Origin of the sequence: Plantactinospora sp. KLBMP9567 (assembly GCF_033446045.1) — a bacterium.
GTDB lineage: Bacteria > Actinomycetota > Actinomycetes > Mycobacteriales > Micromonosporaceae > Plantactinospora.
The window spans coordinates 65,308-88,800 of the sequence record NZ_JAWQRR010000060.1; the positions used below are offsets into that span (position 1 = coordinate 65,308).

A 23,493-nucleotide genomic window follows, 5' to 3' on the forward strand; every position below is an offset into this window, starting at 1 on the left:
GCAGCGCACGACCGCGACACATAGAGAAATGTCAATTCATCTGACGGGTGAACGACGAATGGAGAGATCATGATGCGCGCGGTCAGCGCGGCGGAGATAACACCGACCACCTACGCGTGGGCGGTGCACGCCGAGAAGCTGCTGGTCCGGGCCGGACGGCACCTGGCGGTGAACGGGCTCGACCTGGCGCTGGGCACCGGCGTGCACGGGCTGCTCGGCCCCAACGGCGCCGGCAAGACCACCCTGATGCGGGCCCTGGCGACGGTCGCGGCGCCGGCCGGCGGGCGGCTGAGCCTGCTGGGTGACGACGTCACCGGTCGTGCGGACCTGCGTCGGGTCCGGCGGGTCCTGGGTTACCTGCCGCAGCACTTCGGCTTCTACCCGCGATTCACCGTCCGGGAGTTCGTCGAGTACATGGCCTGGCTCAAGGAGATGCCGAAGGCGACGATTCCCGGTGCCGTGCAGCGGGCCGTCGAACGGGTGGGGCTGGCGGAGCGGGCCGACTCCCGGATGAAGACGCTCTCCGGCGGCATGTTGCGCCGGGCCGGCATCGCCCAGGCGATCGTCAACGACCCGCAGGTGCTGCTCCTCGACGAGCCGACCGTCGGCCTGGACCCGGAGCAGCGCCTCGACTTCCGCGAGCTGCTGCGCGAGATCGGCGTGGACGGCTGCGTCCTGGTCTCCACCCACCTGGTCGAGGACGTCGCGGCGGCCTGCACCGACGTGGTGCTGGTCAACGAGGGCCGGTTGGTGTGGCAGGGCACCGCGACGCAGTTGGCGCAGGAGGGCGGCGCCGGCGACGCGGGTGACAGCGCCGCCGAGCGGGGCTACTCCGCCCTGCTGCGCGCGCACCGTGCGCAGGTGTCGGCGTGATGGGCCGCATCCTCGGCATCGAACTGCGCCGCTCGGCGGCCGTGGGCGCCGCCCTGTTGTCGCTGGTGGTCAGCACCGCGGCGCTGCTGTCGTTCCCGCAGGGCTTCGCGGGCCGGTGGATGCAGCTCGCGGTGGCCGTCCGGATGATGCTGATGCTGTCGTGGCCGCTGGCGCTCGCCGGTGGAGCGTGGCTGGGTCGCCGCGACGCGCGCAGCCGGGTCGACGAGTTGTTCGGCAGCACCGCCAGGCCGCGGTGGCAGCGGGTCCTGCCGACCGCCGCCGCGCTCGCGGTCACGCTGGTGGCCGGGTACGCCCTGACGTTCCTCGTCGCCGCCGCGTGGGTGATCCCGACGGCGGGATACTTCCCGGTCACCGCGATCGCGGTCAGCGCGGTCGGCGCACTGTCGGTGATCGCCGCGGGCTGGCTGGGCATGGCCGTTGGTCGGGCGGTGCCCCGGCTGGTCACCCCACCCGCCCTCGCCGTGGCCGGGGTCGCCGTGGCGGGGTTGCTCCCGGACTGGCTGAGTGCCGCTGCCTTCGCGGGCGATCCTGCCAAGGTCGAGCCGGCGGCGCTGCTGCTCACGCCGGTCTACCTGGGGGAGCTGCAGGACTTCCAGACGATCGTGGCGCGGGTCAACCTCACTCAGGCATTGTGGCTGGCGGCCCTCGCGGCCACCGGGCTCCTGCTGTTCGGCGCGGTCGGCCGTCGGTCGGTCGCGCTGGCCGTGCTCCCGGCGGTGGTCGGCGCCGCAGTGGCCGTACCGCTGATGCCCACCGGGGGCTACGACGCGGCGGCGGCCGTCGACCCGGGCGCCGTCGAGCTGGTCTGCGACAACGACGGTCCGCAGGTCTGCGTGATCCGGGTACACGCCGGTCTGCTGCCCGACGTGGTCCGCCCGGCCCGGCAGGCCCTGGCCATGATGGCGGCGAAGCTGCCCGACGCTCCCGTCCGCGCGGTGGAGAGCCAACAGGCCACCCTCCCCGCGCGGCCGGTCCCGGCCCCGCCCCGACCCGGGGCCGACACGCTCGTCTTCCGCGGGCCGCCGATCGGGCATACCGGTCGGGCCGACGTCTCGTTCGAGCCGCTCCTGCCGTCCCTGCTCAAGGCCGCCTGGCAGCAGGACTGCGCCGACGGGTCGGGCGATAGCATCGAGGCGTACCTGGCGCGCGCCGTGGCCGCCGCCTGGCTGACCGGTCAACCACCGGCCCCGGAGGACTGGTGGGCATCCGAGGAGCGAAGCCGGGTGGAGCGGGCGTACCAGGCGCTGGTCGGCCTGCCGCAGGACGAGCAGCGACGCCGGATGGCGGCAGCCCGGGCGGCCGTGCTGGAGTGCCGGAGCGACGCCCTGCTGCCGATCCTGCCCAGGGACACCCTGTGAGGTGGCTCGGGTTGTACCTGCGCTCCCGCCGGGTCCCGCTCGCGCTGGCCACCGCCGCGGCGGTGGTCGCGGCGACCTGGGCCCTGTGGCTGGTCTTCGGCGAGACGCCGACGATCAGCCCACGGCTGCTGAGCCTCACCGTGATGCTCGCGGCGGTCGCGTTCGCGCACACCCTCACCGGCGCCGACGACGCCCTCGACCGCACCGCGTCGGTCAACTGGCCGGTACGCCGTGCCGGTCACCTGGTGGTCACCGCCACCGCGATCATCGCGTTGCTGCTCGCCACCACCACCAGCAGCGACGCTCGCTTCGAGCCACTCGCCGTCGTGCTGCGCGACACCGCGGGCATGCTCGGGCTCACCGCACTCGGCGCTGCGCTGCTCGGCGCCGCCCGCTCCTGGATCGCCCCGCTGACCTGGACCCTCGTCACGGTCCTGCCGTTCATGGGACCCAGCCCGAAACTGAACATGCAGATCGCCGGCTGGCTGGTGCAACCGGCCGGCAGCACCGCCGCGACCGTCTGCGCCACCGTCCTGGCGGTGAGCGGTCTGCTCGCGTACACCCTGCGTGGCGGACCGGCGCGCCCGACCACCGAGACGGCCCCGGACCACTGACGCGGAGCGGGCGATCGGACCGTACGCACACGGTACGCCGACCGGAGCGGGATCAGCTGAGTCGGGTCAGCAGAGCCGGGCAGCAGCCCCGCTTCGGTCGAGCGGTGCCGGGGCGTTCGGCGTACCAGTCCCGCATCCGGGTGGCGGCGTCGGGTCGGCTCTCCGCCAGGGTGAGCTGGAACCGCGCCGATCGGGCGGGCCGGAGGGTGGCGACGACGTCCCCGACGTACAGCCGGAGCTCCCTGTCCTCCTCCCAGAGCACCGGACCGGTGGCCGCCGCGTCGACCAGCCGACGCCAGTCGGCGTCCGCCGCCGACACCGTGAGCCGTTCGCCGTGCGGCCAGCGGCGCCGCCACCGGGCGCCGAGCGCCCGGTCGAGTTCGCGCTGCGTCGGCGCCGGCACGAAGGCCAGGTCGGCGTGCTCCATGGCGTGCCGGAAGTATCGCCGGGCCTCGGCCAGCGCGGGCCGGCCGTCGAGCCGGGTGCCGACCTCGACACCGGAGAACATCCCGTGTACGGCGTCGAAGTTCGCCGAGAAGAGCGCCCCGTACCGGCCGTCGGCGATCACACCCTTGGCGTGGGTGTCCGAGTCGCCGTGGATCGTCACGCCCAGCTCGGCCAGTGCCGCCGTGTCGGCCCGGTGCTCCGGTACGTTGTTGCGGGCCCGGACCAGCAGCCGTACGTCGAGGTCGTGCGCGGCCATCGCCCGGCGCAGCGGATCGAGCAGCAGCTCGGGGCGGTCCCGGATGCCGACCAGGCTGAAGGTGGCGAGCAGCAGTTCCCGCCGGGCCCGACCGATCACGTCGTGCAGGGCAGCGAGGATGCCCCGCTCCCGGTGCGGCCCGTCACCGTCCTCGCCGTCGTACGTCCAGATCACGCCCGGCCCGCCGGCCGGCGGTGGCACGGTGACCGGACTCGGCACCGGGGTACGCCGGTGCAGCGCGTACTCGGCACCGGGCAGCGCCGCCCAGGTGCACCCGGCGAACCAGAGCCGGGTGAAGAACCGGGCCAGCCGGTCGACCTCGGCCGGGTCGCCGACCAGCACCCCGTTCTCCCCGGTCGCCCGCTTCCGCTCGGTGTCCACCAGGGCGCTGGTCTCCAGGTTGGCGCTGGAGACCAGCGCCACGCGGTCGTCGACGACCAGGAACTTGGCGTGGCAGCCCTCGTGCCCACGCAGTGCGATCCCTCGCCGGGTCAGCTCGTCGAACCGCTTCTTCTGGGCCTGTACGTCGACCTCGTCGACGTCCTCCAGACTGGACAGGTCGCGCTTCAGGGACTGCTCGGTCCAGGAGGTGACCACGTACACCCCGCCGTGCAGCCGGTCCACGGCGGCGAAGAGCGCGTCCAGCAGTTCCCGGTCGCCGATCCGGAAACTGGCCAGGAATATCTTGTGCCGGGCCCCCTGGATCAGCTCGATCGCGGCCCGGCGGATGGACGTGACGGAACCCCGGTAGGTGAACCGGTGCCGGTACTCCTGGTCGGGGTCGGGCGCGTCCAGGAACGGCTGCCCGGACGCGTCCCGGAGCAGGAAGTATCCCTCCGGTGCGGTGAGCGCGCCCAGATCCAGCTCCTCCGGCGGGACATCACCGTCGGCCGTGGCGCCGTCGGCCGTGGTGGTGTCGGCCGTGGTGGTGTCGGCCGTGGCGCCGTCGGCCGTGGTGGTGTCGGCCGTGGCGCCGCCCCGCGTGGCGCCGCCCGGCGTGGCGGTGTCCGGCATGCCGGAGGGGTGCGTACCGGGGTCAGGCATAACGGAAGTCCTCCGCCTCGCGCAGCGCGTACACCAGGCCGGGGAATCCCAACCGCCAGGCGCGGTCGCGCAGCTCGGGGCTGCTGGGCAGCGCGGTGGTGTCGGCGCCCGGCTCGGCGGCGGCGGTGATCCGCCGATCCACCTCGATCAGCGTCTCGGCGGTCCGGTCGGCGCCGACCAGGTCGATCGCCACCTCGACCACGGCGTCCTCGCCCCGGGCGGCCAACCCGAGCGGCAGCGCGAGGTTCCGGCCCCGGTCGGCGAGGCGCCGGGCGAGGGCCCCGGAGATCCAGCAGCGCCAGCGGACCGGGCCGGTCCGTTCCGTGCGCGGCGCCATCCGCTGCGTCCCACCGAGCAGCGCGTCCCAGGCCCGGGCCCGGACGGCCGGGTCGTAGAGCGCGTCGATCAGCCCGAGCCAGTACTCGGCGAGCCGGGTGGCACCGGGCAACTCGAGGCTCACCGGGTCGCGCTTGCCGTCTCCGGGCAGGGTGAGGACCGGCCGGTAGCGGTCGCCGTCCACCCGCAGCTCGCCCCGGCACCGGTACACCGGGCACCAGCCGGTACCGCTGACCACCGGCGACCCGGTGGCGGACTCGGACACGTCGGTGGTCTCCTCGTCCACCCCGGCGACCGTGCCGGCGGCCAGCCTGGCGCGCAGTTCGTCGGCGAGCGTGCTGCCGGCCAGCCGGGGCGGCACCGGGGCGTTCCCGGCCGACCGGGGGCGGAGCCGGTCGACCTCGCGCAGCCCGGAGGAGCGCGGATCGAGCGCGAGCAGGTCGTCGGTGCGCGGCAGCAGTACGACGTCGAGGCTGACCTGTCGCGTCCGGTAGACCGTCCGGGTCCGGGCGGCCCGCTCGGCGTCGGGCGACAGCGGTCGGTACCCGTCGCCGTCCCGGGCCAGTGCTCCGGCGGCGACCAGCCGACGTGCCGCCACCGGCAGCAGTGTCGCCCCGGGCAGGTTGGTGATCTCGAAGAACTCGTCCGGATCGGCCCGGCCGGTGGTCATCGCCAACTCCAGCACGAACCGCTCCAGCGGGGTCATCTGCACCGGTGTGGCGCGCTCGAACGGCACCCCGCGCCACCAGCGGATCGGCACCAGCACCTCGGGCAGTACGGCGACGGTGCCGGGCGCCGGATCGGCCGGCGGATCGGCCGGAACGAACTCGATCACGCGCCACCCACCGACGTCACCCGACGCCCTTCGCGATCTCCATGTCGGACCGCTTGTCGAGCAGCTCGAAGAGGTTGCGATAGAACTCCTCCGCCTCCGGTACGCCGTTCAGCTTGCGCAGCGTCGGGGCGTGCCCGACCAGCACCAGTCCCCGGCGGGCCCGGGTGCAGGCGACGTTGAGCCGGCGGATGTCCTGCAACCAGCGGCCGTACCGGGCCGACGGGGTGCCCCGGCCGACGAACGCCCGGCAGAACGACAGGAAGACGAGATCGCTCTCCTGACCCTGGATCTTGTCGATCGCGTCGACCACCTGGAAGTCGAGGGCCCGGAAGTCGTCGAACGCCGGAGCGCCGAGCCGACCCCTGAGTTCGGCGGCCTGCCGTCGGTAGAACGTCAACAGGCTGACCGTCACCCGTTCGCCGCCCGACCGCCGCAGCCGGGCCTCCCAGGAGCGGCACATCAGGACGACCAGGTCCGCCTCGAGTTCGTTGACAAAACCACTGCCGACGGTGCGCTCCTTCGCCCGGTCGCCGTAGACCGAGGTGTCCACCAGCACCACCGGGGTGTTGGTGCCGCCGTACCGCAGCGGTGTCACGTCCGGCAGGTCAGGTGTCAGGTAGTCGCCCCCGTACACCGGAGCGGAGACCAGCGAGGCGATCGGTTCGATCATCCGGCGCTGTACCCGGAGCCGCTGCCGCAGTGCCGGCGGCACACCGGCGACGGAGACTTCGAAGAGGCTGCGCACCAGGTGGTCGCGCATCGCCCGGAGCAGGGTACGTTCGGCGTCCGCACCGTCCTGGCCCAGCCGGCGCCACGCGGCCTCGAAACTGCGCCGGTACAGCTTCCGCCAACGTCCCGACTCCCGCAGCCGCTCCGCGGTCGCCAGCACGGTGTCGGTGCGGAACTGGTGCAGTTCCTCGTCCTCGGTCCAGATCGCGGCCAGGTGGCCGACCGCCGCAGGCAGATCGACGGCGGCACCCCGGTCGACCATGTGCAGGGCGGCGAGCGCGTGCAGGTGGTGCTCGTCGGTCGGCTCCACGTACGGCGGAAGCTGGTGCTCGTCGCCGACCAGTACCCAGCGGCGGGCCCGGACCGCCCCGATCAGGAACTCGCTGTCCACCACCCGGCTCGCCTCGTCGACGATCAGCGTGTCGAAGTCGGCGTCGCCGAGGTCCCGGCTCACCCCGGTGGTCGTGCAGCAGATCAGGTTCGCCGACCGGCGCAGGTCGGCGTCGACCTGGTCGGCCAGTGCCTCGGGGGAGCCGCCGGCCAGCCCGGAGAGCTCGAACCAGCGCCGCTCCAGATGGATCCGCCGCTCACGCCGGGTCAGCTCGGCGTCGAACCGGTCCCGCCAGCCCCGTACCTCCGGCTCGGGCCGGCCGACGGGATCCTGGTCGGTCAGCGTGCGTACCCGGTCTCCGGCGCGCTCGGTGTCGGCGTGTGCCGCCGCGGTCTCGGCCTGCCTGCGGTCCACCTCCGCGCCGCGTTTCCGCTCCCCGGTGATCCGCTCCGCCTCCAGGGTGGCGATCCGGGTCCGGGCCGCCTCCCGGCGTCCGGTCCAGGAGCGCCGCTCGTGGTCGAGCCGGCGGCGTTCCGCCTCGCTCGCCCGGTAGGCCTCGCCCAGCCGGGCCACGTCGTCCGGAGACTCGAAGAAGACCCGGACCCGGGACCAGAACCGCCGGCTCAGCGGCACCGCCGCGAGCTGCGCGCGCAGCGCCTCGGTCCGGGCGATCACCGGAGGCAGCGCCGCCGCCAGCCGGTCCAGCGCCCCGGCCGCCTCGACCTCGCCGGCCCGGCTGCCGGCCAGGTCAGCCGCCAGCCGCTCCCGCCAGGCGCCGCGCTTCCGCTCCGCCGACCGTAGTTTCTCGGCGGTCACCCGCCGCCGGGCGTCGGCGGTGAGGAACGCCTGCACCGCGTCGCGCTGTTGCCGCAGCTTGTCGGCCTCGGCCTGCCAGCGCCGGGCCTGCGAGGTCGCCGGCCGGCGGGCCTGTCGCAGGTACGTCCGGCTGACCTCCTTCGGCAGGTACCGGCGGAGTTCCCCGGCGACCCGGGACTCGTCCCAGGAGATCCGCAGCGCCAGGATTCCCGGCTGGTCGGCGAGCCGCCGCAGCACCTCGTCGACGGCGACGTGCATCGGGGCGAGCAGCAGCACCCGCTCGCCCCGGGCGACGAGCTGGCGCACCACCTCGGTGATCACCGTGGTCTTGCCGGTGCCGGGCGGCCCCTGCACGTGGTAGGCGTGCGGGGTACGGACGGCGCCGCTCACCGCGGCCCGCTGCTCCGGGTTGAGCCGGTCGTCGAAGTACGCCGGCAGGGGCGGCGACTCCACCACCGGCAGCCGCCCAGGGGCGGAGAGCAGCAGCGCCAGGTGTTCCCAGTCGCCCTCGACCTGCTCGTCGAGGAACCGGCCCAGTGCGGCGCTGTGCCTGCCGAGCGCGAACCGGCCCTGCTGCTCCAGCCGTACCGGGGTCTGCGGCGCGATCGGCGTACGGGGTGTGGCCAGGGCGAGCACCGGCGCCGCCTCCTGCTCGTGCGACAGGTCCGCCGGGGCGTCGCCGTCCAGCTCCACCGAGAGGAGTCGCAGCTCCGCCGTCGTCTCCTGGGCGCGCACCGTCACCGTACGTCCCTCGGCGAAGGCGGCCGGCTGGTCGAGCCGGAGCCAGAGCACCGGCTGCTCGGCCGACCACCCCTCGCCGACCACGATCCCACTGCCGTGCACCGTGCCCTCGTGGGTGCTGCGCTGCTCCAGCAGCTCCAGCATCGCCAGCAGCGGCTGGTAGCGGCGGCGGACCCGGGCGTGCAGGTCGCCGCGTGGCCGGGGTGCCGAGGCGCTCCGGTGAAGCTCGCGGCCGGCCGAGTCGCGCAGCGACCGTCGCCGTTGGACGATCCGCAGCCCCTCGGCGAACGTCTCCAGCAGCTCCGGGAGGTAGCAGTACTCCTCGGCACGCAGCGGCACCAGCCGGACCTGTCGGGGCCGGACCGTCTCGGTGCGGCCGAGTCCGCGGGCCGGCTTCACCGACGTGACGTGCGCCTGCGGCACCCCGCTGTCCTTGGCGTTGCGCGGCTTGACGAAGACCTCGAACCGGGTACCGGCGAGCCGGTAGTACCGACCGTCCCTGCCGGTCCGCTCCTCGACCAGCAGACCTCCGGCGAGGTCCGCCCGGATCTCTTCGAGGTCGTGGTCCGTCAGCCAACCGGCCCGTTCCGGGTACGACAGGCACACGTCGGTCCGTTCCGCCGCGCTCGGCGCGAACAGCTCGGGTTCGGTCGCCCGGCAGTACTCGTCGGCCCACGACCCCGGGACACGTAGCCGCGCCATCCCGCCCACCGTCACCGGTCGTCGCGGAGGAAGCGGAGTTCGACGCAGAGCTCGTCGACGTCGTCCCCGTCCCCGTGCAGCGCCCAGTACGCGGTGAGCAGCCCGGACGCCTCCGCCCGGAGCGACTCGGTGTGCTCGGCGGCGATCGGCTCGGTGCCGTGCGCCAGCACCGACTTGTTCCGGGCCCAGGTCCGGTCGCGCAGCTCACGCAGCCGCCCCGGATCGACCAGCCCGGTACGCCGGGCCAGCTCGTCGTCGAGCGAGGCGAGCAGGATGGCGGCGGCGAACAGGGTCAGCTTGTTGGGCAGTCCGGCGGAGGCGGGCGGGGTGAGTGAGCGGGACACCCCGGCGAATCCGGCCCGGACGGCGGCGGGGTCACCGAGGCGCGACCAGTCGCAGTCGTCCGGGTCGAATCCCGGGTAGCGGTGCCGCAGCCGGGTGGTGAGGCAGGCCTCGACGGTCCGGTAGAACAGCAGCGCCGCGAAGTCATGCCGGCCGAGCTGCTGGTAGTGCAGCCCGAGCACGTAGAAGCAGACCACGAAGGCGGTGGCGTCGCCGGCTGCCAACCGGCGGGCGAAACAGAGCTGCCGGTCGATCGTCGCCGAGGTGTCCGGCCGGAGGTCCCGGCGGCCCTGCCGCAGGCTCTGCTCCACTCCGGCGACCGCCGCCGGCAGCGCGGCCAGGTCCAGGTCGCACCAGGTCCGGTAGAGCTCGGCGAGGGCACGCATCAGCCGGGCCCGGCCGGGCACCGCGATCCGTTCGGCGATCTCGTCGTAGCGGCGGCGGGCGGCCTCGAACGCGCCGGACCGGAACATCTCCAGGGCCCGGGCGAGTTCCTGCTCGCCGAAGAGCGTGGTCGGATTCTCCAGCGAGATGAGCCGGACCTCGCCGTGCCGGAGCTGCCGGGTCACCGGGTCGAACTGGTTCTCGACGTACGTCAGCCCGAGGTTGAGCTGCCAGGCGGCCAGCGCGGCGGCGGCACTCATCACCTTCCGACCACCGGTGATGTCGATGACCGCGTGCCGCCCGTCCCGTCCGGCCAGCTCCCGGGCGATCTGCTGGTACATGTCCAGCGGGTCGCTGGCGTCCACCGGCACGTGCCGGAAGTCCTGGTGCCGCAGCTTGTCCGGGCCGACCAGCCGCTGGCCGATCAGGTCCACACTGTCCGGTGCGTCCCGGGAGGTGATCACGACGAGCCGGCTCGGGCGGAGCAACTCGTAGGTGAGCACCGTCGGGGTGGCCGCGAAGCCGCAGAGGCTGATCAGCACGTCGACCTTGCGCCGGGGCAGGTTGCTGGCGGCCCGGGCCCGGGCGACCGCGTCGGCGAGCAGGTGGTCGAGATAGTACGCGGTGGCCTGGAGCGCGGGGCTTCCGTCGGCGTACCGCTGCTCGCCGTGCTCGATGCGGCGCATCGTCTCGACCCGTTCGGCGAAGGAGCCCGCTTCGTCAGACGGCATGCCTGACCCTATCGAACGAAGTCGCTCACTGCGCGACCCCGAGCCGCAACGGATGGTGTCGAGGAATGAGTGGGCGGTGTTGGCGAGAAGCCACTTCGCCGGCGGTTCTAACGCAGCCACGCCGTGCTGGTAGACGAGCCAATGGGGACAGCGACGGCCGGATGCTGCCTGCTCCTGGCCCGCCTTGATGTCGTGCCGTCTCCGGTGCCGGTCCTACGGGCACCGGCATGGCGGTGCCTGGCCGAGCCGGAGACTCTGGCGCTGGAGGTCGACACTGTGCTGACATGTAGCTGGACTTGGATGCCGGGCTCGACGTCCTGCAGCGGGGTGGGGCAGGGTTGTTTGCCGCCAGCGCGCCTCCTCCGGGCGGTGCAGCAAGCCGGCAACGTCGTCGCTGTGCGTGGCTTGTCGTACGCCAGCCGGCGGGCTGGCACGATGCGTTCCCGGGCCCACAGGTCGAGACGGGGCTCGAGTTCCTCCTCGACGCGGTGCCGGCTGACGACGTCGGCCGACACGGCCGCGCTGCGCCGTTTGAGGAACCGTACGACGCGGTCGGCGAGCTTGCCGTGCCGGTTGACCTCCTGGGCCCGCAGGCTGCCGTCGTAGCCGGGCCCGGGGTCCCGGACCAGGGCCCCGCGCATCCGGCACGGCGAGCATGCCCTCTCCACCCATGCACGCCACCGTAGCCGGTACGGTCGACATCGATGCTCAGCCGGATGAGCCGGGGCTGGTCTTCGTTCGGCTGGATGCCACGGATAACGGCGAGGAGAACCCGACAACGGCGGTTGAGGACAGGGACGGATCAAGGGAGGCGCGCTACCTGCACTTTCTGGCAGATGCTGTCGAACAGGTCGGAACGTACCGGAGCGTACGTCTGGCAACCAAGTTCGGATACGGCGAGGCCGCCTATGGCCGTGGCCTTCACCAAGCACTCAGCCACCGGTCGACGTTGCGCGTACAGGCCGCAGAAGGCGCCGGCGAAGGCATCTCCGGCCCCGGTGGGATCAACCACATGAACCTTTGGTGGCGTCACCGAGAAGCGCGTTTCCTCGGCTAGACAATAAATGCTTCCGGGGCCGTCGGTCACGATCACCACCTGCGGACCCATTTCTTGCAGAGCCTTGGCTGCATGCGCTGCCTCTGCAAAGCCGGCCAACCGCGCTGATTCCATCTTAAGGAAGACGAGGTGGGCACTTTCCATCATCGCCGCAAAATCTGACGTCCCCCACGTTGCCGCGATGAAGAACGGCTCCAGGTCAAAGGCAACCATTGCCCCAGTCTTTTGTGCTGTGCTTCCTATGACCCGACACCATTCGGCGTCGAGTGCCACTGCGTAAACAATATCCCACGCTGAAGATGCGACCTCGGAAGTACAAAACTCGGCATCCGGCAAAGGTAGGTTGGAATCAAGGATCGCCATGACTCTATCGGCATTTCCGTCGATGAGGGTAAGTGACGACAAGCTGTTGGCGTCCGGCACCTTAATGCACCCTGAGGTATCGATGCCGCGCGTCTGCAAATCGCTGTGAGCAGCGGTCGACTCCGGGTCGTCGCCGAAAGTGCTGATCAGCTGCGACCGGGGGCAGAATTGGCGTGCGGCCACAGCGAAGTTTGCTGCCATGCCGCCAACAAACCAGCCGATCCGAACGCCGTTTACCTTCTCATCGGTCCGAGGTAGGGATGTGACACGGACATAGTGGTCAATGGACACCATCCCGATCGCAAGTATGGCCGGAGAGCGTTCTTCGGCGGCGCGACCTGAAGGCACAGTGTTGCCTTCCCCTCGGGAACGACAGAGCCCTGATCCTATCGCGTATCCACTGAAGTGGCAACGACCTACAGACGGTTGCGTGACCGGGCGCCTCGAAGCGTTGCGAGCGACCCGCATGCCGGCATCGGAACCGCGAACAACTTCCACGGGCAACCGGCGGTCGTCCAGATCATTCGTATCTCGACGACCGCCGACTATGGGCTAGAAGCCTTGGACGGCTGTGACCAGGGAGGCCAGCGCCGAAAGAAGCGCTGCGAGCGCCAGCCAGTCAATTTGGCGTGATCTCGCGTGTTTACGGTTCCTATGGTTCACCATTACACCATCCTTGATGGGTACAAATGCTCGTGGGTTTAAGTCTCCCACGTCAACGAAAATGAGCTCCAATGGTTGACCGTTATTGGCTGACATTGACCTTGTTTGACCTCGCATGGTGAACTTGGTGGATGCTGTCTCCTTAGGTTGACTGGATCTTGGAGGGAGGTCGGTCATGCCACTTCCGTTGCCATCTGATGCAGATCTTCCGGACGGCCCGCATCGCGCGTTGGTTGTGGATCTACATCATCTGTACCGTCGAGCAGGCTATCCTGGCCTTAAGAAGATCAGTAACGAGATCCGCGATCGGGACGATCTGCCGGACGCAGTCAGCCATGAGACCATCAGCAAGATCCTTCAGGGCGAGGTGCTACCCCGCTGGAGCAAGTTGGAGAGCCTGGTGCGAGTGCTGGCAGCGTGGTCAGTTGATCGGCCAATCGCCGACACGGAGGCCAGGCGGTTCCAGGAACTGTGGCATGCGGCAGGTGGCTTACCCGTGGGCGAGGTGACAATCAGCAGTCTCAAGTCCATCGACGAGCCACTCATGGGGCCGGCCGTCGCCACCGGGGACGAGCATGACTTGATCGTCGAGCACGAAGACGCGCGCCTCTCATTCGACAGCGGCCTTTATCGATGTGCGATTCGCCGACTGCTCTACAACGGAACAGACGAGCCGGTTACTCGATTCCCGATAGAAATACGAGTTGATAGACACCCCAAGAACGCCGAGTTCTCGAATCGATACCACCGCGATCACCCGCTAACTTGGGATGAATTAGAACTTGTCGCATCGTGCGGCGGCGAGCCCATGCGCTGGGCGGCTTTCACTGACAGGGACGCGCTCAAAGAAGTATGGTTGCTCTTTGAGAACGAACAGGGACACTTTCCGTTATATCCGGGGCAACGGACCGTCCTCACGTACGGGTGGACCGTCGGCGACGACAAGTGGGGTCGATGGTTCCAACGCGCTATTCGCAGGCCCACCCTTCGCCTGACCGTTGGGATCGATTTTCCGGCGGACCTTCGCCCGACCGCGTGGGGTACACGCAGCTCACTCTGGAACGACGACATCTTGCAGACGCCGATCCAGGAAGAGCTGGTTGACGGACGGTCCGTCTTCTCGTGGCAGACCGATCGCGTCTTGCTTCAGGACCGATACACGATCGAATGGCGGTTTCGGAGTGACGCCCGGTCACCGGGAGGACGATGAGTCTCCAGTAGTACGCCGACGCATGCCACGACCCTCAGGCGCCCCGAATCATCCTGCTTTGGGATCGTGTCGGTTGCACTACCAGTGGCCTCGGTTGGGCGTACCGGAGAGGGTGTGGCGGTGCGGGTCGACGAACCGGCAGCGGGCGTGTCGGGCCTGCCATCGGTGCAGTTCGGTGCGGAGGCGGTCCGCCTCGGTCCGGGCGGCTGGCTCGGCCCGGCGGAGCCGGGCGATCTCGGCGGCGAGTCGGCGCAGGTAGGCGTACACCTGGACGGAATCGAGGTCGCGCCAGCGGGTGCCGAAAGTCCTGGCCCGGGTTGAGGTCTCGGCGGCGGTTTACCGCGCGCCGTCGGGCGGAGCCGGGGTGGGGGAGGGGTTTCATGGCGGTCCTTCGAGGGGGTGGGTGAGCGCGCAGACCCGGGCGGGGTCGGCCGTCGACCTTCCGGATGGTCGGCGGCCGGAGCCCGGCACCCGCCCCGGGCCCTTTTCCTCTTCCGGCCGCCCGGGAGGCAGGCGGCCGGAAGAGGCTCTAGCTGGTCGCGCCGGTCAGCCGATCGGTGTACGAGGTCAGCGCGGAGACCGCACCGGTCAGGCTCTCTGCCAGCAGGGCGAGCTGATCGGAGGCATGTGACCAGTGACCGATCACGGTGTCGCGGTCGGAGTTCGGGGTCGTCGGCGTCGCGGAACCGCTGGTCGGCGTCGCGCAGCCGCTCCGGGAACCCGGCGACCCGCTCGGCGGCCTCGGCGAACTGGGTACGCGACAGGTCGAGTGCGCCGGCCACTCGGCCGATGCTGGTCACGTTGAGTTCGCCGAGCTGGGTACCTAGCTCGCCGACGCCCTCACCGATCAACTCCTCGGCGTGGACAGCCAGTTCGATCGCGTCCTTGCCGCAGCGGCGGGCCCGGCGTAGCGCCGGATGCCTCGAACCGTGGCTGATCAGGACGAGTAGCGCGGACGCCGCGACGACCGCCAGGTAAACCTTCCGCAGGTCGTCCGCGACCTCCTTTGCCGCGTACGCCACGCTCGCCGTCTCCGGTGTCTCCGCTGGTGTCTCGTCGTCCGCGTCGTCCGTTGTCGCCGCTTCCGGCACCGTCACGCCGGTCTCCTTCCATGGGGTGTGTGGGTGTGTTGTTGGTGTGCCGAGGTGGCCCGGACCACTGGGAGAGGTTCGGGTCACTGCCCGGTGGCCTGCACGCCGACATCGCCGCAGATATAACCGCTCGGATCAGAGCCGGCGAGTACGAGCCGGGCGCCAAGCTATCGCCGTATACGCAGCTTGCCGACCTGTACTTCGGTGTCGTTCTCGACGGCAGCCCGAGCGGTTGCCCTGCTGCGGGATCGTGGGGTGATGGTCGGGGCGCCGGGCAGGGGTGTCTTCGTCAAGGACTCCGACCCACACGTGGAGTGACGCGGCGAGCTACTCCTGAACCCAGAACTGCCAGCCGGTGGGCGCCGGTCGCCACGACGGGTCCGGCCGCCAGCCCTGCGGGGGCACCCAGCCGGCCGGCGGTGGCGGCCAACTCGGTGGTACGACGAAACGCCAACGCGGAGTTGTGGCCACCGTTTGTACTGGCGAGGCATCGGCGCGTTGCGCCGGGTTGACGCCCTCGGCGGTCGGGGGTGCATCGAGCCAGGCGTCCGACAACTCGCTTGCCTTCGACATATGTACGACCAGATCCGCCTTGACGCGATTCCCCTTCAGGATGGCTCGGGCGCCGGTCGTCAGCCCCATGCCCTGGAGGTGGATGATGACCGGCAACGTCTCAGTGGAGGTGGCCGGGCTCAAGGTGCCGGCGGCTACGCCGTTAATCCGTACCTCCACGAGGGTGCGGCCGGACCGAGCCCGCTGGATCTCGACTTCGTGCAGCGTGACGTACACCCAGGACTCGCCCTGCGGAGCGACCAGCCCCGAGAGGTGGACCATGTGCTTCTCCTCGCCGGACACCTGGACGGAACGTCCGATCGGGAGCACGGTGTGCAGCTGCGGCGGCGGCATGTTCGTCGGCACGATCATGTGCGGCTCTGCGAGATCGAGCGTGACCGAACCTACGAAGGCGACCCGTCCAGTCTCCCAGTCCTCGCGGTCCCGCCCCCATACGCGTGCCCGGACCTGGGGCGTCCAGCCCTGGTTGAGAAGTGCGGTCAGAACTGGTGCGTACTGTGCGGCCTGCTCGCGGGGCAGGTAACCGACGTGGCGGCCGGAGCAGAGCACCTTCACGGCATTCCGGTCGTAGCGGTTCGTCGGCTCCGGGATCAGATGCGCCAGCGCGATGATCTCGCTGCCGTTCGGGTCGAAGCTCCGGCCGAATATGGCCCGGATCTGCTTCGTGTAGTTGGACTCGCCAACCACGTCCTGTCCGCACCAGCCGCGCTGGCCCCAAAGGTCGAAGGGTCGGGTCACTGCGGCAACGTACCGCTGCCCGACATGGACTGTTGATCCTTCGACCAGCCACGGCGGGTGTCAGAGATGCGACATCTTCATGAAGGTGCCTCGCCGCACGCTCCAGCTACCGGATACAGCCATCACGAGACCAGGTGGGAGGCGGCGACGGCTCCGGCAATCAAGGCGATGTCCGTGCTCCGGGCGAGCAGGGCGGCCAGTTGTCGCTCCTGTTGAGCGGCTTGATGTTCTTTTCGATGTCAGCCGGGAAGCGGCACATCGTGTACCGCCTGCCCTTGTACGCCCATGAGATGGCGCCCAAGACCGGACCTGGTTCCTCAAATTCCACGATCCCGAACTGGCGCACAACAGCGATCCCCGTCGCGCTCCGCCGACCCGTAGCCTGGCGGTCGTGTCCTTTGACCGACAGCCCGTACTCACCGGAAACCTCGTCCGCCTCCGGCCGCTCACCGCCGACGACCTTTCCGGTCTGCAACTGGTGGCTTCCGATCCGCTCATCTGGACGCAGCACCCGGACCGGCAGCGTCACACCCGGCGGGCGTTCCGGCGCTTCTTCGACGACGCGCTCGGTTCCGGCGGCGCGCTAATCGCCGAGAACCCGTCCGACGGCGCAATCATGGGCACGTCCCGGTTCCACGGGTACGACCCCGAGGCCAGCGAGATCGAGATCGGGTGGACGTTCCTCGCCCGGAAATACTGGGGCGGAGCCGTCAACGGCGAAATAAAACAGCTTATGCTGTGCCACGCGTTTCGCCGGGTCGGCTCGGTGATCTTTTTGGTCGCTTCGGAGAACGCCCGCTCTCGGCGTGCTGTCGAAAAGATCGGTGCGGTCCCCGACGGTCGTCGCTTGGACGGCAGCGGCCGGGACTGCGTGCTCTATCGAGTGACAGCGGCGGCGTGGAAGGCTGCTCATCAGGACACATGTTCCCGAATTCGGGCGTAGTCGTTGACGATGCCGGAACCGGGGCGGCGCCTCAGTGCGGTTCGGCTTCGAACTCGGCGGCGATCCGGCCGGCCATGGCAGTCCGCGAGTGTACGCCCAGCTTGGCGAAGACGCGCGACAGGTGCGACTCGACCGTGCGGCGGCTGAGGAAGAGGCGGGACGCGATCTCCTGATTGCTCAGCCCGGCGCGTACCAGTTCGGCTACTTCGCGCTCGCGTGCGGAGAGCGCCACGCGGGGCGGGGCTTCGGCCTGATGCCGGTCGAGCACGGAGAGGAGCCAGGTCGCGCCGTACGCCTGGTAGCCGTCCCGCGCGCGCCGCAGGGCGTCCCGGGCCCGTCCGGGCTGGCCGTCGCGGGTGTGCGCGATGCCGGCCAGGTGCCGCGAGAGTGCCGCCTCGATGGGCGCCTCGGCGGTGGCGAGCCGGTCGGCGGCCTGGTCGGCCAGCATGGCCGCCACGTCGAAGCGGCGGGCCTGGGCGGCCACGTACGCGCGAGCACAGGTCGCCCAGCCGATCTCGTAGGCGAGTCCTGCGGCGTCGGCCAGCGATGCCGCCCGGCTGGCAAACCGTCCAGCGCCGCCGATGTCGCCCAACCGGGCCAGCGCGATGGCGCGCAAGGCGTCGCGCGGCACGGCGGTCGGCGGCCCGGTCGGCCACGACTCCGCCGGGCCGGAGACGATTTCCAGGCACGGTCCGGTCTTACCGGCGGCCAGGTGTGCGATGGCGAGGCTTACCTGCGCGACGCGCCACCACATCCGAGAACGTGGCCGGCCGGTCGCGGCAAGGCGGTCGGCGGCGGCGATGGTGGCGGACGGTCCGGCGGTCCACAGCAGCGGGCGCAGCGACACCGCCTCCGCCATGGCCCGCATCTCGACGCTGCCGATCCGGCCGGCCGCGGCCGCGGCCTCCTCGGTCAGTTGGATGGCCGGCTCCAGGTGCCCGAGCCGGGTCTGCAACGCGGCCCGCACGACCAGCAGGTACGGCAGCGCACTGCTGTCGCTAGTGCTCTCCACGACCTCCGCCGCCCGGTCGAGCTCCCGGGCGGCCGCGTCGACGTCGCCCAGTTGCATGTGGACCCACGCCAGCGGGCCGAACAGCTCGACGTGCGGGCGCAGCGTCGGGCTGGTCGCCGCGTCCGCCAGCTTGGCCGCTACGGCGGCGTGGCGTCGAGCGCCGGCGACGTCGCCCTCCTGGAGGCAGCCGAAGGCTCGCAGCGCCCGGGCTGCGGCGGCGAGCGCCGGCCGGTCGTCGCCGAACAGGGCGAGTGCCCGCTCCGCGTGGCGCAGCGTCGCCGCACCGTCTTCGCGGAGCGCCCCGATCGCGGCGAGTTCCACGTGCAGCTTCCCCCCCGGCCGTCACGGGCAGCCGCTCGCCGTCCAGCTCCGCAGTGAGCAGCGCCGCCGCCTCGTCTATGTCGCCACGCAGGCGGGCGACGACCGCGCGGAAGGCCGCCGCCTCGGTGCGCACGGGCTCGCCGGCGTGCGCCAGCTCGCGCAGTACCTCCCGGCTGCCTTCCAGATCGCCGCCGAGACCCAGTGCGCGGGCGTACTGCAACAACACCGTCTGCCGCCGGTCACCGAGGCGGTCGGGATCCGGCAGCAGGCGCAGCGCCATACCGAGCCAGCGGGCGGCCTGAGCGGGCGCGCTGTACGTGAAGGCCAGCCCCGCCTCGATCAGCACCTCGGCGGCGGCTTCGTCACCGGGCTGGGCCGAGCGCGCGATGTGGTGCGCCACCACCTGAAGCGATCCGCGGTGCGCGCGTAGGTGTGCCGCCGCGCGGGCGTGAGCGGCGACCCGCCACGCCGGGCCGGCCAGCTCGTGAGCGGCAGCGCGGATCAGCGGATGGCGGAACCGCAGCTGGCCGCAGTCGACGTCGATCAGCCCGCGCCGGTGCAGCTGGTCGGCGCCGGCGATGACCGCCCTGGTCGGCAGTTCGGCGACGTGCGCGACGAGGTCGATCGGCGCGTGGGCACCGGCGACCGCCGCCGCGTACGCGACGCGCCGTAGCCGTTCGTCGAGATCGGCGATGTCGGTGACGAGCCCGGTGAGGATGTGGCTCTCCGAGGCGTCGAGGTCGTGGTCGTCCACGAGCGCGGCGAGGGTGTCGTCGCGGAGCCGGGAAAGGGCCTGGACGTAGAGCGGATTGCCGCCGCTGGCACGCACGATCAGTGCTCTGCGGCGGCGCGGCACCTCCGGCAGGAGTGCGTCGACGTCGGCCGGCCCGAGGTGCGGCAGGCTGATCTGGGTAGCGGCCGGACCGATGTGCGCGATCGCGTCGACCACGCCGGACGGTGGCTGCTCGGTGCGGAAGGCGACCGCCACCAGCGCCGGCCGCCGCGGTGGTTTGCGGATCAGGTACTCGGTCAGCTCCAGCGACGGGGAGTCGGCCCAGTGCAGGTCGTCGAGGAGCAACGCGACGCCGGGCGGGCGGGCATCGTCGAGCAGCCGTCGTACCCCTGAATAGATGCGCGCCCGGTCTACCGACGAGGCCGCGCCGGCGGGCCCGTGGCCGTTGACCGCACGCGACACGGCGTCGCCTTCCTCGCCGGCGCCCCGCCCGGACAGGAGTGGCTGGAGCGCCTCCGCGTACGTCGCGAAGGGCACATCCTGCTCGAACTCGGTGGCCTGGCCCGTGCAGACCAGCAGGCCGGCCGCTGCCGCCCGCTGCTCCAGCGCACGCAGCATGCGGGTCTTGCCGATGCCCGGCTCACCACACAGCTTGACCACCGCGAACCCGCCGCCGGCCACGGTCGCCACGGCCCCGTCCAGCGCCGCAAGCTGGGCGTCACGGCCGACGAGCGGCGCATCCGCGGCCACGGCGCCTCCCCAGACTCGCTGCTGGGCCAAGGATAGGCGGGGCTCGGCAGATTCCGTAGTTTCCCGGATACCCGCGTCCTCGGGGAGACGCGATCCTGACGCAGGCGCCTGGCCGGAGGGGCGGGGTCAGGCGCGGTCACACGGGCAGGAGACGCGGGATGCGCGATCACGCAGTGGCTGGTCATGGCGGCGCAACGAGGTCGAGACCCGGGCAGACGCGTCGGACTGACCGCGTCGTGCTCGGTCCCCAGGCGCCTTCGTTGTCGGTCTGGGGCCTGTCCCCGGACGCGGATCTCATCTTCCGCTGCATGCTGATGTTCGGCTCGCAGACGGCCGGGCAGCTCGAGCGCGGCCTCGGCATGTCCCGGCACCGGGTCGCCCGCGGCCTCGACGAGCTGCTCTCGGCGGGTGCGGTCGACCACCGGCCGGGCAACGGTCGCCGGGCACTCCAGTGGACGCCGATGGAGCCCAGCAGCGTGGTGCCGGCGCTACGCGAGCGGCGGCACGCCAGCGCCCGGGCCGCCCGCCGGTCCATGTCGCTGCACGAGGTGCTGCCCGGTACGGTGCCGCTCGACGACGGCATGCGGCACCTGCCGAGCCGGGAGCTGACCCGGGCACGGCTCGCCGAGCTCGTCGGGGCCGTACGGCACGAGCACCTGGCGATGCAGCCGGAGCGCTCGTACGAGGCCGAGTCCGCCCGCTCGGCGGTGCCGATGGATCGCACGCTGCTCACTCGTGGGGTACGCATGCGCGTGCTGGGCGCATTGCCTGCGGACGCGGAGGACCCGCTGGTCGCGCACGGCCGGCAGGAGGACGACCTGCGGCCGGAGTACCGGCAGGCGACCGAGACGCCGGTGAAGCTGATCGTCATGGACCGCCACACGGCGCTCCTTCCGGTCAGCCCGGAAGACCTTGACCACGGCTACCTGGAGATCACCCAGGACGCGGTCGTCGCCGCGCTGGTCGCGCTCTTTCAGCGGCAGTGGGAGACGGCCGCGGCCCGGCAGGAGCGCTGCATGGCACGGATAACGCTCAGCGAACGGGAACGGGACCTGCTGAGGCTGCTCGCGCAGGGGCACACCGACGCGAGCGCCGCGCGGGCGATGCGGATCAGCCGGCGGACGGTGTCAAACACGCTCCGCGCCCTGATGGACCTGCTGGGCGTCGAAAACCGCTTCCAGCTCGGGCTCGCCGTCGGCGCGCTGAGCCTGATCGAGCCGCCGGGCACCGGGCCCGCGGCGATGGAGGGGGTCTGATGAACCGACCATTGAACCTTTTTCCACCTGAGCCGCGCGGCGCCTACGCGACGCGTCCGACCTTGTGGTCCGCCGGACCGCACGGGAAGGGTAAGAAAGGTTCATTGTGGATGCGTCTGATCGGGGCGGCCGTGGCAGCCGTGGCGGCCGTGGCGCTCGCCGCGCCATCGGCCACAGCCGGCGCCAGCGGCACGATGAGCGTGGAGGCCACCGGCAGGCCGTTCGTCCCGCCGCCCCCGCCGGCTGTCATCGACACGACGCAGGGCCAGGTCAGCGAGCCGCTGACGGACCACTTCTGCGGCACCTGCGTCTAGGAGGCTTTCGAGACCGAGGTGGCCGGTCCTGGACCGCTCCTGGAATGGGGCGTCCAGGGCCCGCTTCGCAGCGGGCAAGCGGACCGGTTGCGTGATTGGGCAACGGTGGTAACGGGAAGGTCACGGCCACCCGCCCGCTGCCGCGCCGTTGCTTGCATGGACGACACCAGCTCCGCGACGGCGCTTCGGGCCCTCCCGACGCTGCGTGCGGCGCGGTAGGAGGAGGCAACGATGCGAAGAATCAGAGTGCGGGCGGCGAGACTGCTGCTGCGCGGCATCGCCGCCGTCGCGCTGGCTCTGGCCGTGACCCTGTCGGCGACCCCGACACCGGCGAAGGCCAGTGACAGCAACGGCAGCTACTGGGTGTTCGTCGACATCCTCATCAGCGCCTACGAGAAGGGCAGTGACGGCAGGTACACCCCGGCCGAGATCAACGAGTTGATCCAACAGGTCATCGGCGCTGTCAACGGGGCGAAGACCGACGTGCTCGCGCGGCTCGACAGCGAGACCACCAACGAGCTGCGGGCCAAGGCCGAGGCGGCCCTGACAAAGGCCGAGCTGCTGCGGGTGCCGTGGCTGGCCGGCCCAGCGATCAACAGCATGCACGACGCGGCGTACTCGGCGAAGGCGCACCTGGCCACGGTCAGGGATTCGGACGCCGCGCTCAACGACGTGGGCAAGGCGATGATCGTGTTGTTCACGGAGCTCAACGCCGCTTACCTCATGGTCGACGCCGACGAGGGTACGAACCTCGCGCAGGCCCAACGGCCCTACTTCCGGCAAGGGCTGGAATACCTCATCCGGGAGATGACCCCGGACTGCAGCTACGGCGGCGTCCCCAACGCCGGGATGATCTCGTACGGCTGCTCGTACGACGGACGGAGCGTGCGCGCCGTGTACTGGGCGGGCACCAACACGTACTCCATCGACGACGGTCCGCCGATTTCAGGACAGATCAGGGAGACCGTCGTTCAGGACTTCCTGATGGCCGACACCGCCAGAGTGCTCGCGCAGCAGGCCCTGGACGTGTTGCTGCGCAATGGCGTCCCACTTCCGTAACACCGAGATGCCCATCCGAGAGGAAAGTGCGTACATGAGACGTAAATTCATCAACGGCGTCGTCGCCACCACCGCCGCCGTGGTGCTCACCGTCAGCGGCACCGCACGGCCAGTCCAGGCGTCCTGGGCCAGCTGGGCCGCCGTCGCCGTGTCGGTGATCCAGAGCCTCGGTAGTGGGGGCGGCGGCGATCTCGAACGGGCCAAGCGAGAGATCATCGCCGCCGTCGAGAACGCCAAGCAGGACATCCTCAACCACATCGACACGATCGCCGCCGCCGATGTCCAGGCTTGCACCGAGGCGGCGGTCACCAAGATCGCTCAGATCGACAGCATGCCGGGAAGCCTGCTCGGCCCGTTCGTCAACGGCGCCGTCGACTGCGCGACGCTGTCCAAGTCGTACTTCAACGCCGTGCAGAGCCTCCCTGCGGCTGACACCATCGGCAAGCTCATGGGGGTCATCTACGCGATCGCCATGGTCGCCTTCGCCAAGTACGGCCTATCCACCACCGCCCTGCTCGATGGCCTGATCAGCGGCTACCAGTCGGTCGTCACGAAACTGGCGCCGACCTGCAGTGACCAGACGATCCGGGAGTACGACTCCATGGGGCGTTTGGTCACCCTCGAGATACAACACACCTGTGTGGCGTACAACGGGGACCGGGCGTGGGACTTTGAGCTGTACTACCGCGGCAGGTTGCAGGGGCCACCGCTCGACCGTGCTCAGGTCAACATGGACGCCACTCGAAACACCAGCCGCTGGGCCGCTCAGCAGGCGCTTCCGACTCTGCAGGCGATTCGGGCGGGAGCCTGACCCGACCGCCAAGTGCGCAACGGCCCGCCGCGCATCCGC

The 23,493-nt window shown here is 70.9% G+C and carries 19 protein-coding genes and 1 pseudogene; 11 read left to right on the forward strand and 9 right to left on the reverse strand.

The window, feature by feature from the left end; translation table 11 throughout:
- The first annotated feature begins 69 nt into the window (after window positions 1-69).
- The 3 genes from R6Y94_RS41785 to R6Y94_RS41795 are packed head-to-tail and all read left to right on the forward strand — an operon-like array spanning window position 70 to window position 2,866.
- The gene (locus tag R6Y94_RS41785) at window positions 70-873 is read left to right on the forward strand and encodes an ABC transporter ATP-binding protein (protein WP_318402612.1); all 804 of its coding nucleotides are present in this window, start codon (window positions 70-72) and stop codon (window positions 871-873) included.
- Window positions 870-2,252: a hypothetical protein gene (locus tag R6Y94_RS41790; protein WP_318402613.1), complete on the forward strand. Its 1,383-nt coding sequence runs from the start codon at window positions 870-872 to the stop codon at window positions 2,250-2,252. Before R6Y94_RS41785 ends, R6Y94_RS41790 begins: the two co-directional genes overlap by 4 nt.
- 11 nt (window positions 2,253-2,263) lie before the next feature.
- Complete coding sequence (locus tag R6Y94_RS41795) at window positions 2,264-2,866, forward strand: hypothetical protein (RefSeq protein WP_318402615.1); 603 nt, start codon at window positions 2,264-2,266, stop codon at window positions 2,864-2,866.
- A 52-nt stretch (window positions 2,867-2,918) separates the two neighbouring features.
- On the opposite strand, the gene R6Y94_RS41800 is transcribed toward R6Y94_RS41795, so the two are convergent.
- The 5 genes from R6Y94_RS41800 to R6Y94_RS41820 all read right to left on the reverse strand — a co-directional run bounded on the left by R6Y94_RS41800 (window position 2,919) and on the right by R6Y94_RS41820 (window position 12,448).
- A complete protein-coding gene (locus R6Y94_RS41800; protein ID WP_318402616.1) occupies window positions 2,919-4,613 on the reverse strand; it encodes a phospholipase D-like domain-containing protein in 1,695 nt (564 codons plus the stop codon).
- The gene (locus tag R6Y94_RS41805) at window positions 4,606-5,784 is read right to left on the reverse strand and encodes a hypothetical protein (RefSeq protein WP_318402618.1); all 1,179 of its coding nucleotides are present in this window, start codon (window positions 5,782-5,784) and stop codon (window positions 4,606-4,608) included. The genes R6Y94_RS41800 and R6Y94_RS41805 overlap by 8 nt, the downstream gene beginning before the upstream one ends.
- A 16-nt stretch (window positions 5,785-5,800) precedes the next feature.
- Window positions 5,801-9,103 carry an AAA domain-containing protein gene (locus R6Y94_RS41810; protein WP_318402620.1) on the reverse strand — a complete coding sequence of 1,101 codons (3,303 nt, stop codon included), beginning with the start codon at window positions 9,101-9,103 and terminating at the stop codon, window positions 5,801-5,803.
- Window positions 9,104-9,114: 11 nt separating this feature from the next.
- On the reverse strand, window positions 9,115-10,560 hold the full coding sequence (locus R6Y94_RS41815) for a hypothetical protein (protein WP_318402621.1): 1,446 nt from the start codon (window positions 10,558-10,560) through the stop codon (window positions 9,115-9,117).
- A gap of 802 nt (window positions 10,561-11,362) precedes the next feature.
- The gene (locus R6Y94_RS41820; RefSeq protein WP_318402623.1) at window positions 11,363-12,448 is read right to left on the reverse strand and encodes a carbohydrate kinase family protein; all 1,086 of its coding nucleotides are present in this window, start codon (window positions 12,446-12,448) and stop codon (window positions 11,363-11,365) included.
- A 370-nt stretch (window positions 12,449-12,818) separates the two neighbouring features.
- Here R6Y94_RS41820 and R6Y94_RS41825 point away from each other — a divergent pair, with 370 nt between their 5' ends.
- The gene (locus R6Y94_RS41825) at window positions 12,819-13,853 is read left to right on the forward strand and encodes a hypothetical protein (RefSeq protein ID WP_318402625.1); all 1,035 of its coding nucleotides are present in this window, start codon (window positions 12,819-12,821) and stop codon (window positions 13,851-13,853) included.
- Between the two features lie 78 nt (window positions 13,854-13,931).
- Here R6Y94_RS41825 and R6Y94_RS41830 read toward each other — a convergent pair whose 3' ends face one another.
- Window positions 13,932-14,120, reverse strand: coding sequence for a hypothetical protein (locus tag R6Y94_RS41830; RefSeq protein ID WP_318402627.1), 189 nt, complete (start codon window positions 14,118-14,120; stop codon window positions 13,932-13,934).
- A 380-nt stretch (window positions 14,121-14,500) separates the two neighbouring features.
- Here R6Y94_RS41830 and R6Y94_RS41835 point away from each other — a divergent pair, with 380 nt between their 5' ends.
- On the forward strand, window positions 14,501-14,680 hold the full coding sequence (locus tag R6Y94_RS41835) for a hypothetical protein (RefSeq protein WP_318402628.1): 180 nt from the start codon (window positions 14,501-14,503) through the stop codon (window positions 14,678-14,680).
- 350 nt (window positions 14,681-15,030) lie between these two features.
- Window positions 15,031-15,262, forward strand: a pseudogene (locus tag R6Y94_RS41840) (winged helix-turn-helix domain-containing protein).
- Between the two features lie 9 nt (window positions 15,263-15,271).
- Here the strand turns inward: R6Y94_RS41840 and R6Y94_RS41845 are convergent.
- A complete protein-coding gene (locus tag R6Y94_RS41845; RefSeq protein WP_318402630.1) occupies window positions 15,272-16,255 on the reverse strand; it encodes an HIRAN domain-containing protein in 984 nt (327 codons plus the stop codon).
- Between the two features lie 391 nt (window positions 16,256-16,646).
- Here R6Y94_RS41845 and R6Y94_RS41850 point away from each other — a divergent pair, with 391 nt between their 5' ends.
- Window positions 16,647-17,198, forward strand: coding sequence for a GNAT family N-acetyltransferase (locus R6Y94_RS41850; RefSeq protein ID WP_318402632.1), 552 nt, complete (start codon window positions 16,647-16,649; stop codon window positions 17,196-17,198).
- A 31-nt stretch (window positions 17,199-17,229) separates the two neighbouring features.
- Here R6Y94_RS41850 and R6Y94_RS41855 read toward each other — a convergent pair whose 3' ends face one another.
- Together R6Y94_RS41855 and R6Y94_RS41860 are read right to left on the reverse strand one after the other, a co-directional pair.
- Entirely contained in the window at window positions 17,230-18,267 is a 1,038-nt protein-coding gene (locus tag R6Y94_RS41855; RefSeq protein ID WP_318402634.1) for a helix-turn-helix transcriptional regulator, read from the reverse strand.
- Window positions 18,197-20,014: an ATP-binding protein gene (locus R6Y94_RS41860; protein ID WP_318402635.1), complete on the reverse strand. Its 1,818-nt coding sequence runs from the start codon at window positions 20,012-20,014 to the stop codon at window positions 18,197-18,199. Before R6Y94_RS41860 ends, R6Y94_RS41855 begins: the two co-directional genes overlap by 71 nt.
- A gap of 308 nt (window positions 20,015-20,322) precedes the next feature.
- Between R6Y94_RS41860 and R6Y94_RS41865 the strand changes: the two genes are divergently transcribed.
- The 4 genes from R6Y94_RS41865 to R6Y94_RS41880 all read left to right on the forward strand — a co-directional run bounded on the left by R6Y94_RS41865 (window position 20,323) and on the right by R6Y94_RS41880 (window position 23,454).
- Entirely contained in the window at window positions 20,323-21,270 is a 948-nt protein-coding gene (locus R6Y94_RS41865) for a helix-turn-helix transcriptional regulator (protein WP_318402637.1), read from the forward strand.
- A 110-nt stretch (window positions 21,271-21,380) separates the two neighbouring features.
- The gene (locus R6Y94_RS41870) at window positions 21,381-21,584 is read left to right on the forward strand and encodes a hypothetical protein (protein ID WP_318402638.1); all 204 of its coding nucleotides are present in this window, start codon (window positions 21,381-21,383) and stop codon (window positions 21,582-21,584) included.
- A 231-nt stretch (window positions 21,585-21,815) separates the two neighbouring features.
- Window positions 21,816-22,643 carry a hypothetical protein gene (locus R6Y94_RS41875; RefSeq protein WP_318402640.1) on the forward strand — a complete coding sequence of 276 codons (828 nt, stop codon included), beginning with the start codon at window positions 21,816-21,818 and terminating at the stop codon, window positions 22,641-22,643.
- 34 nt (window positions 22,644-22,677) lie between these two features.
- Window positions 22,678-23,454, forward strand: coding sequence for a hypothetical protein (locus R6Y94_RS41880; protein WP_318402642.1), 777 nt, complete (start codon window positions 22,678-22,680; stop codon window positions 23,452-23,454).
- The last annotated feature ends 39 nt before the right edge of the window (window positions 23,455-23,493 follow it).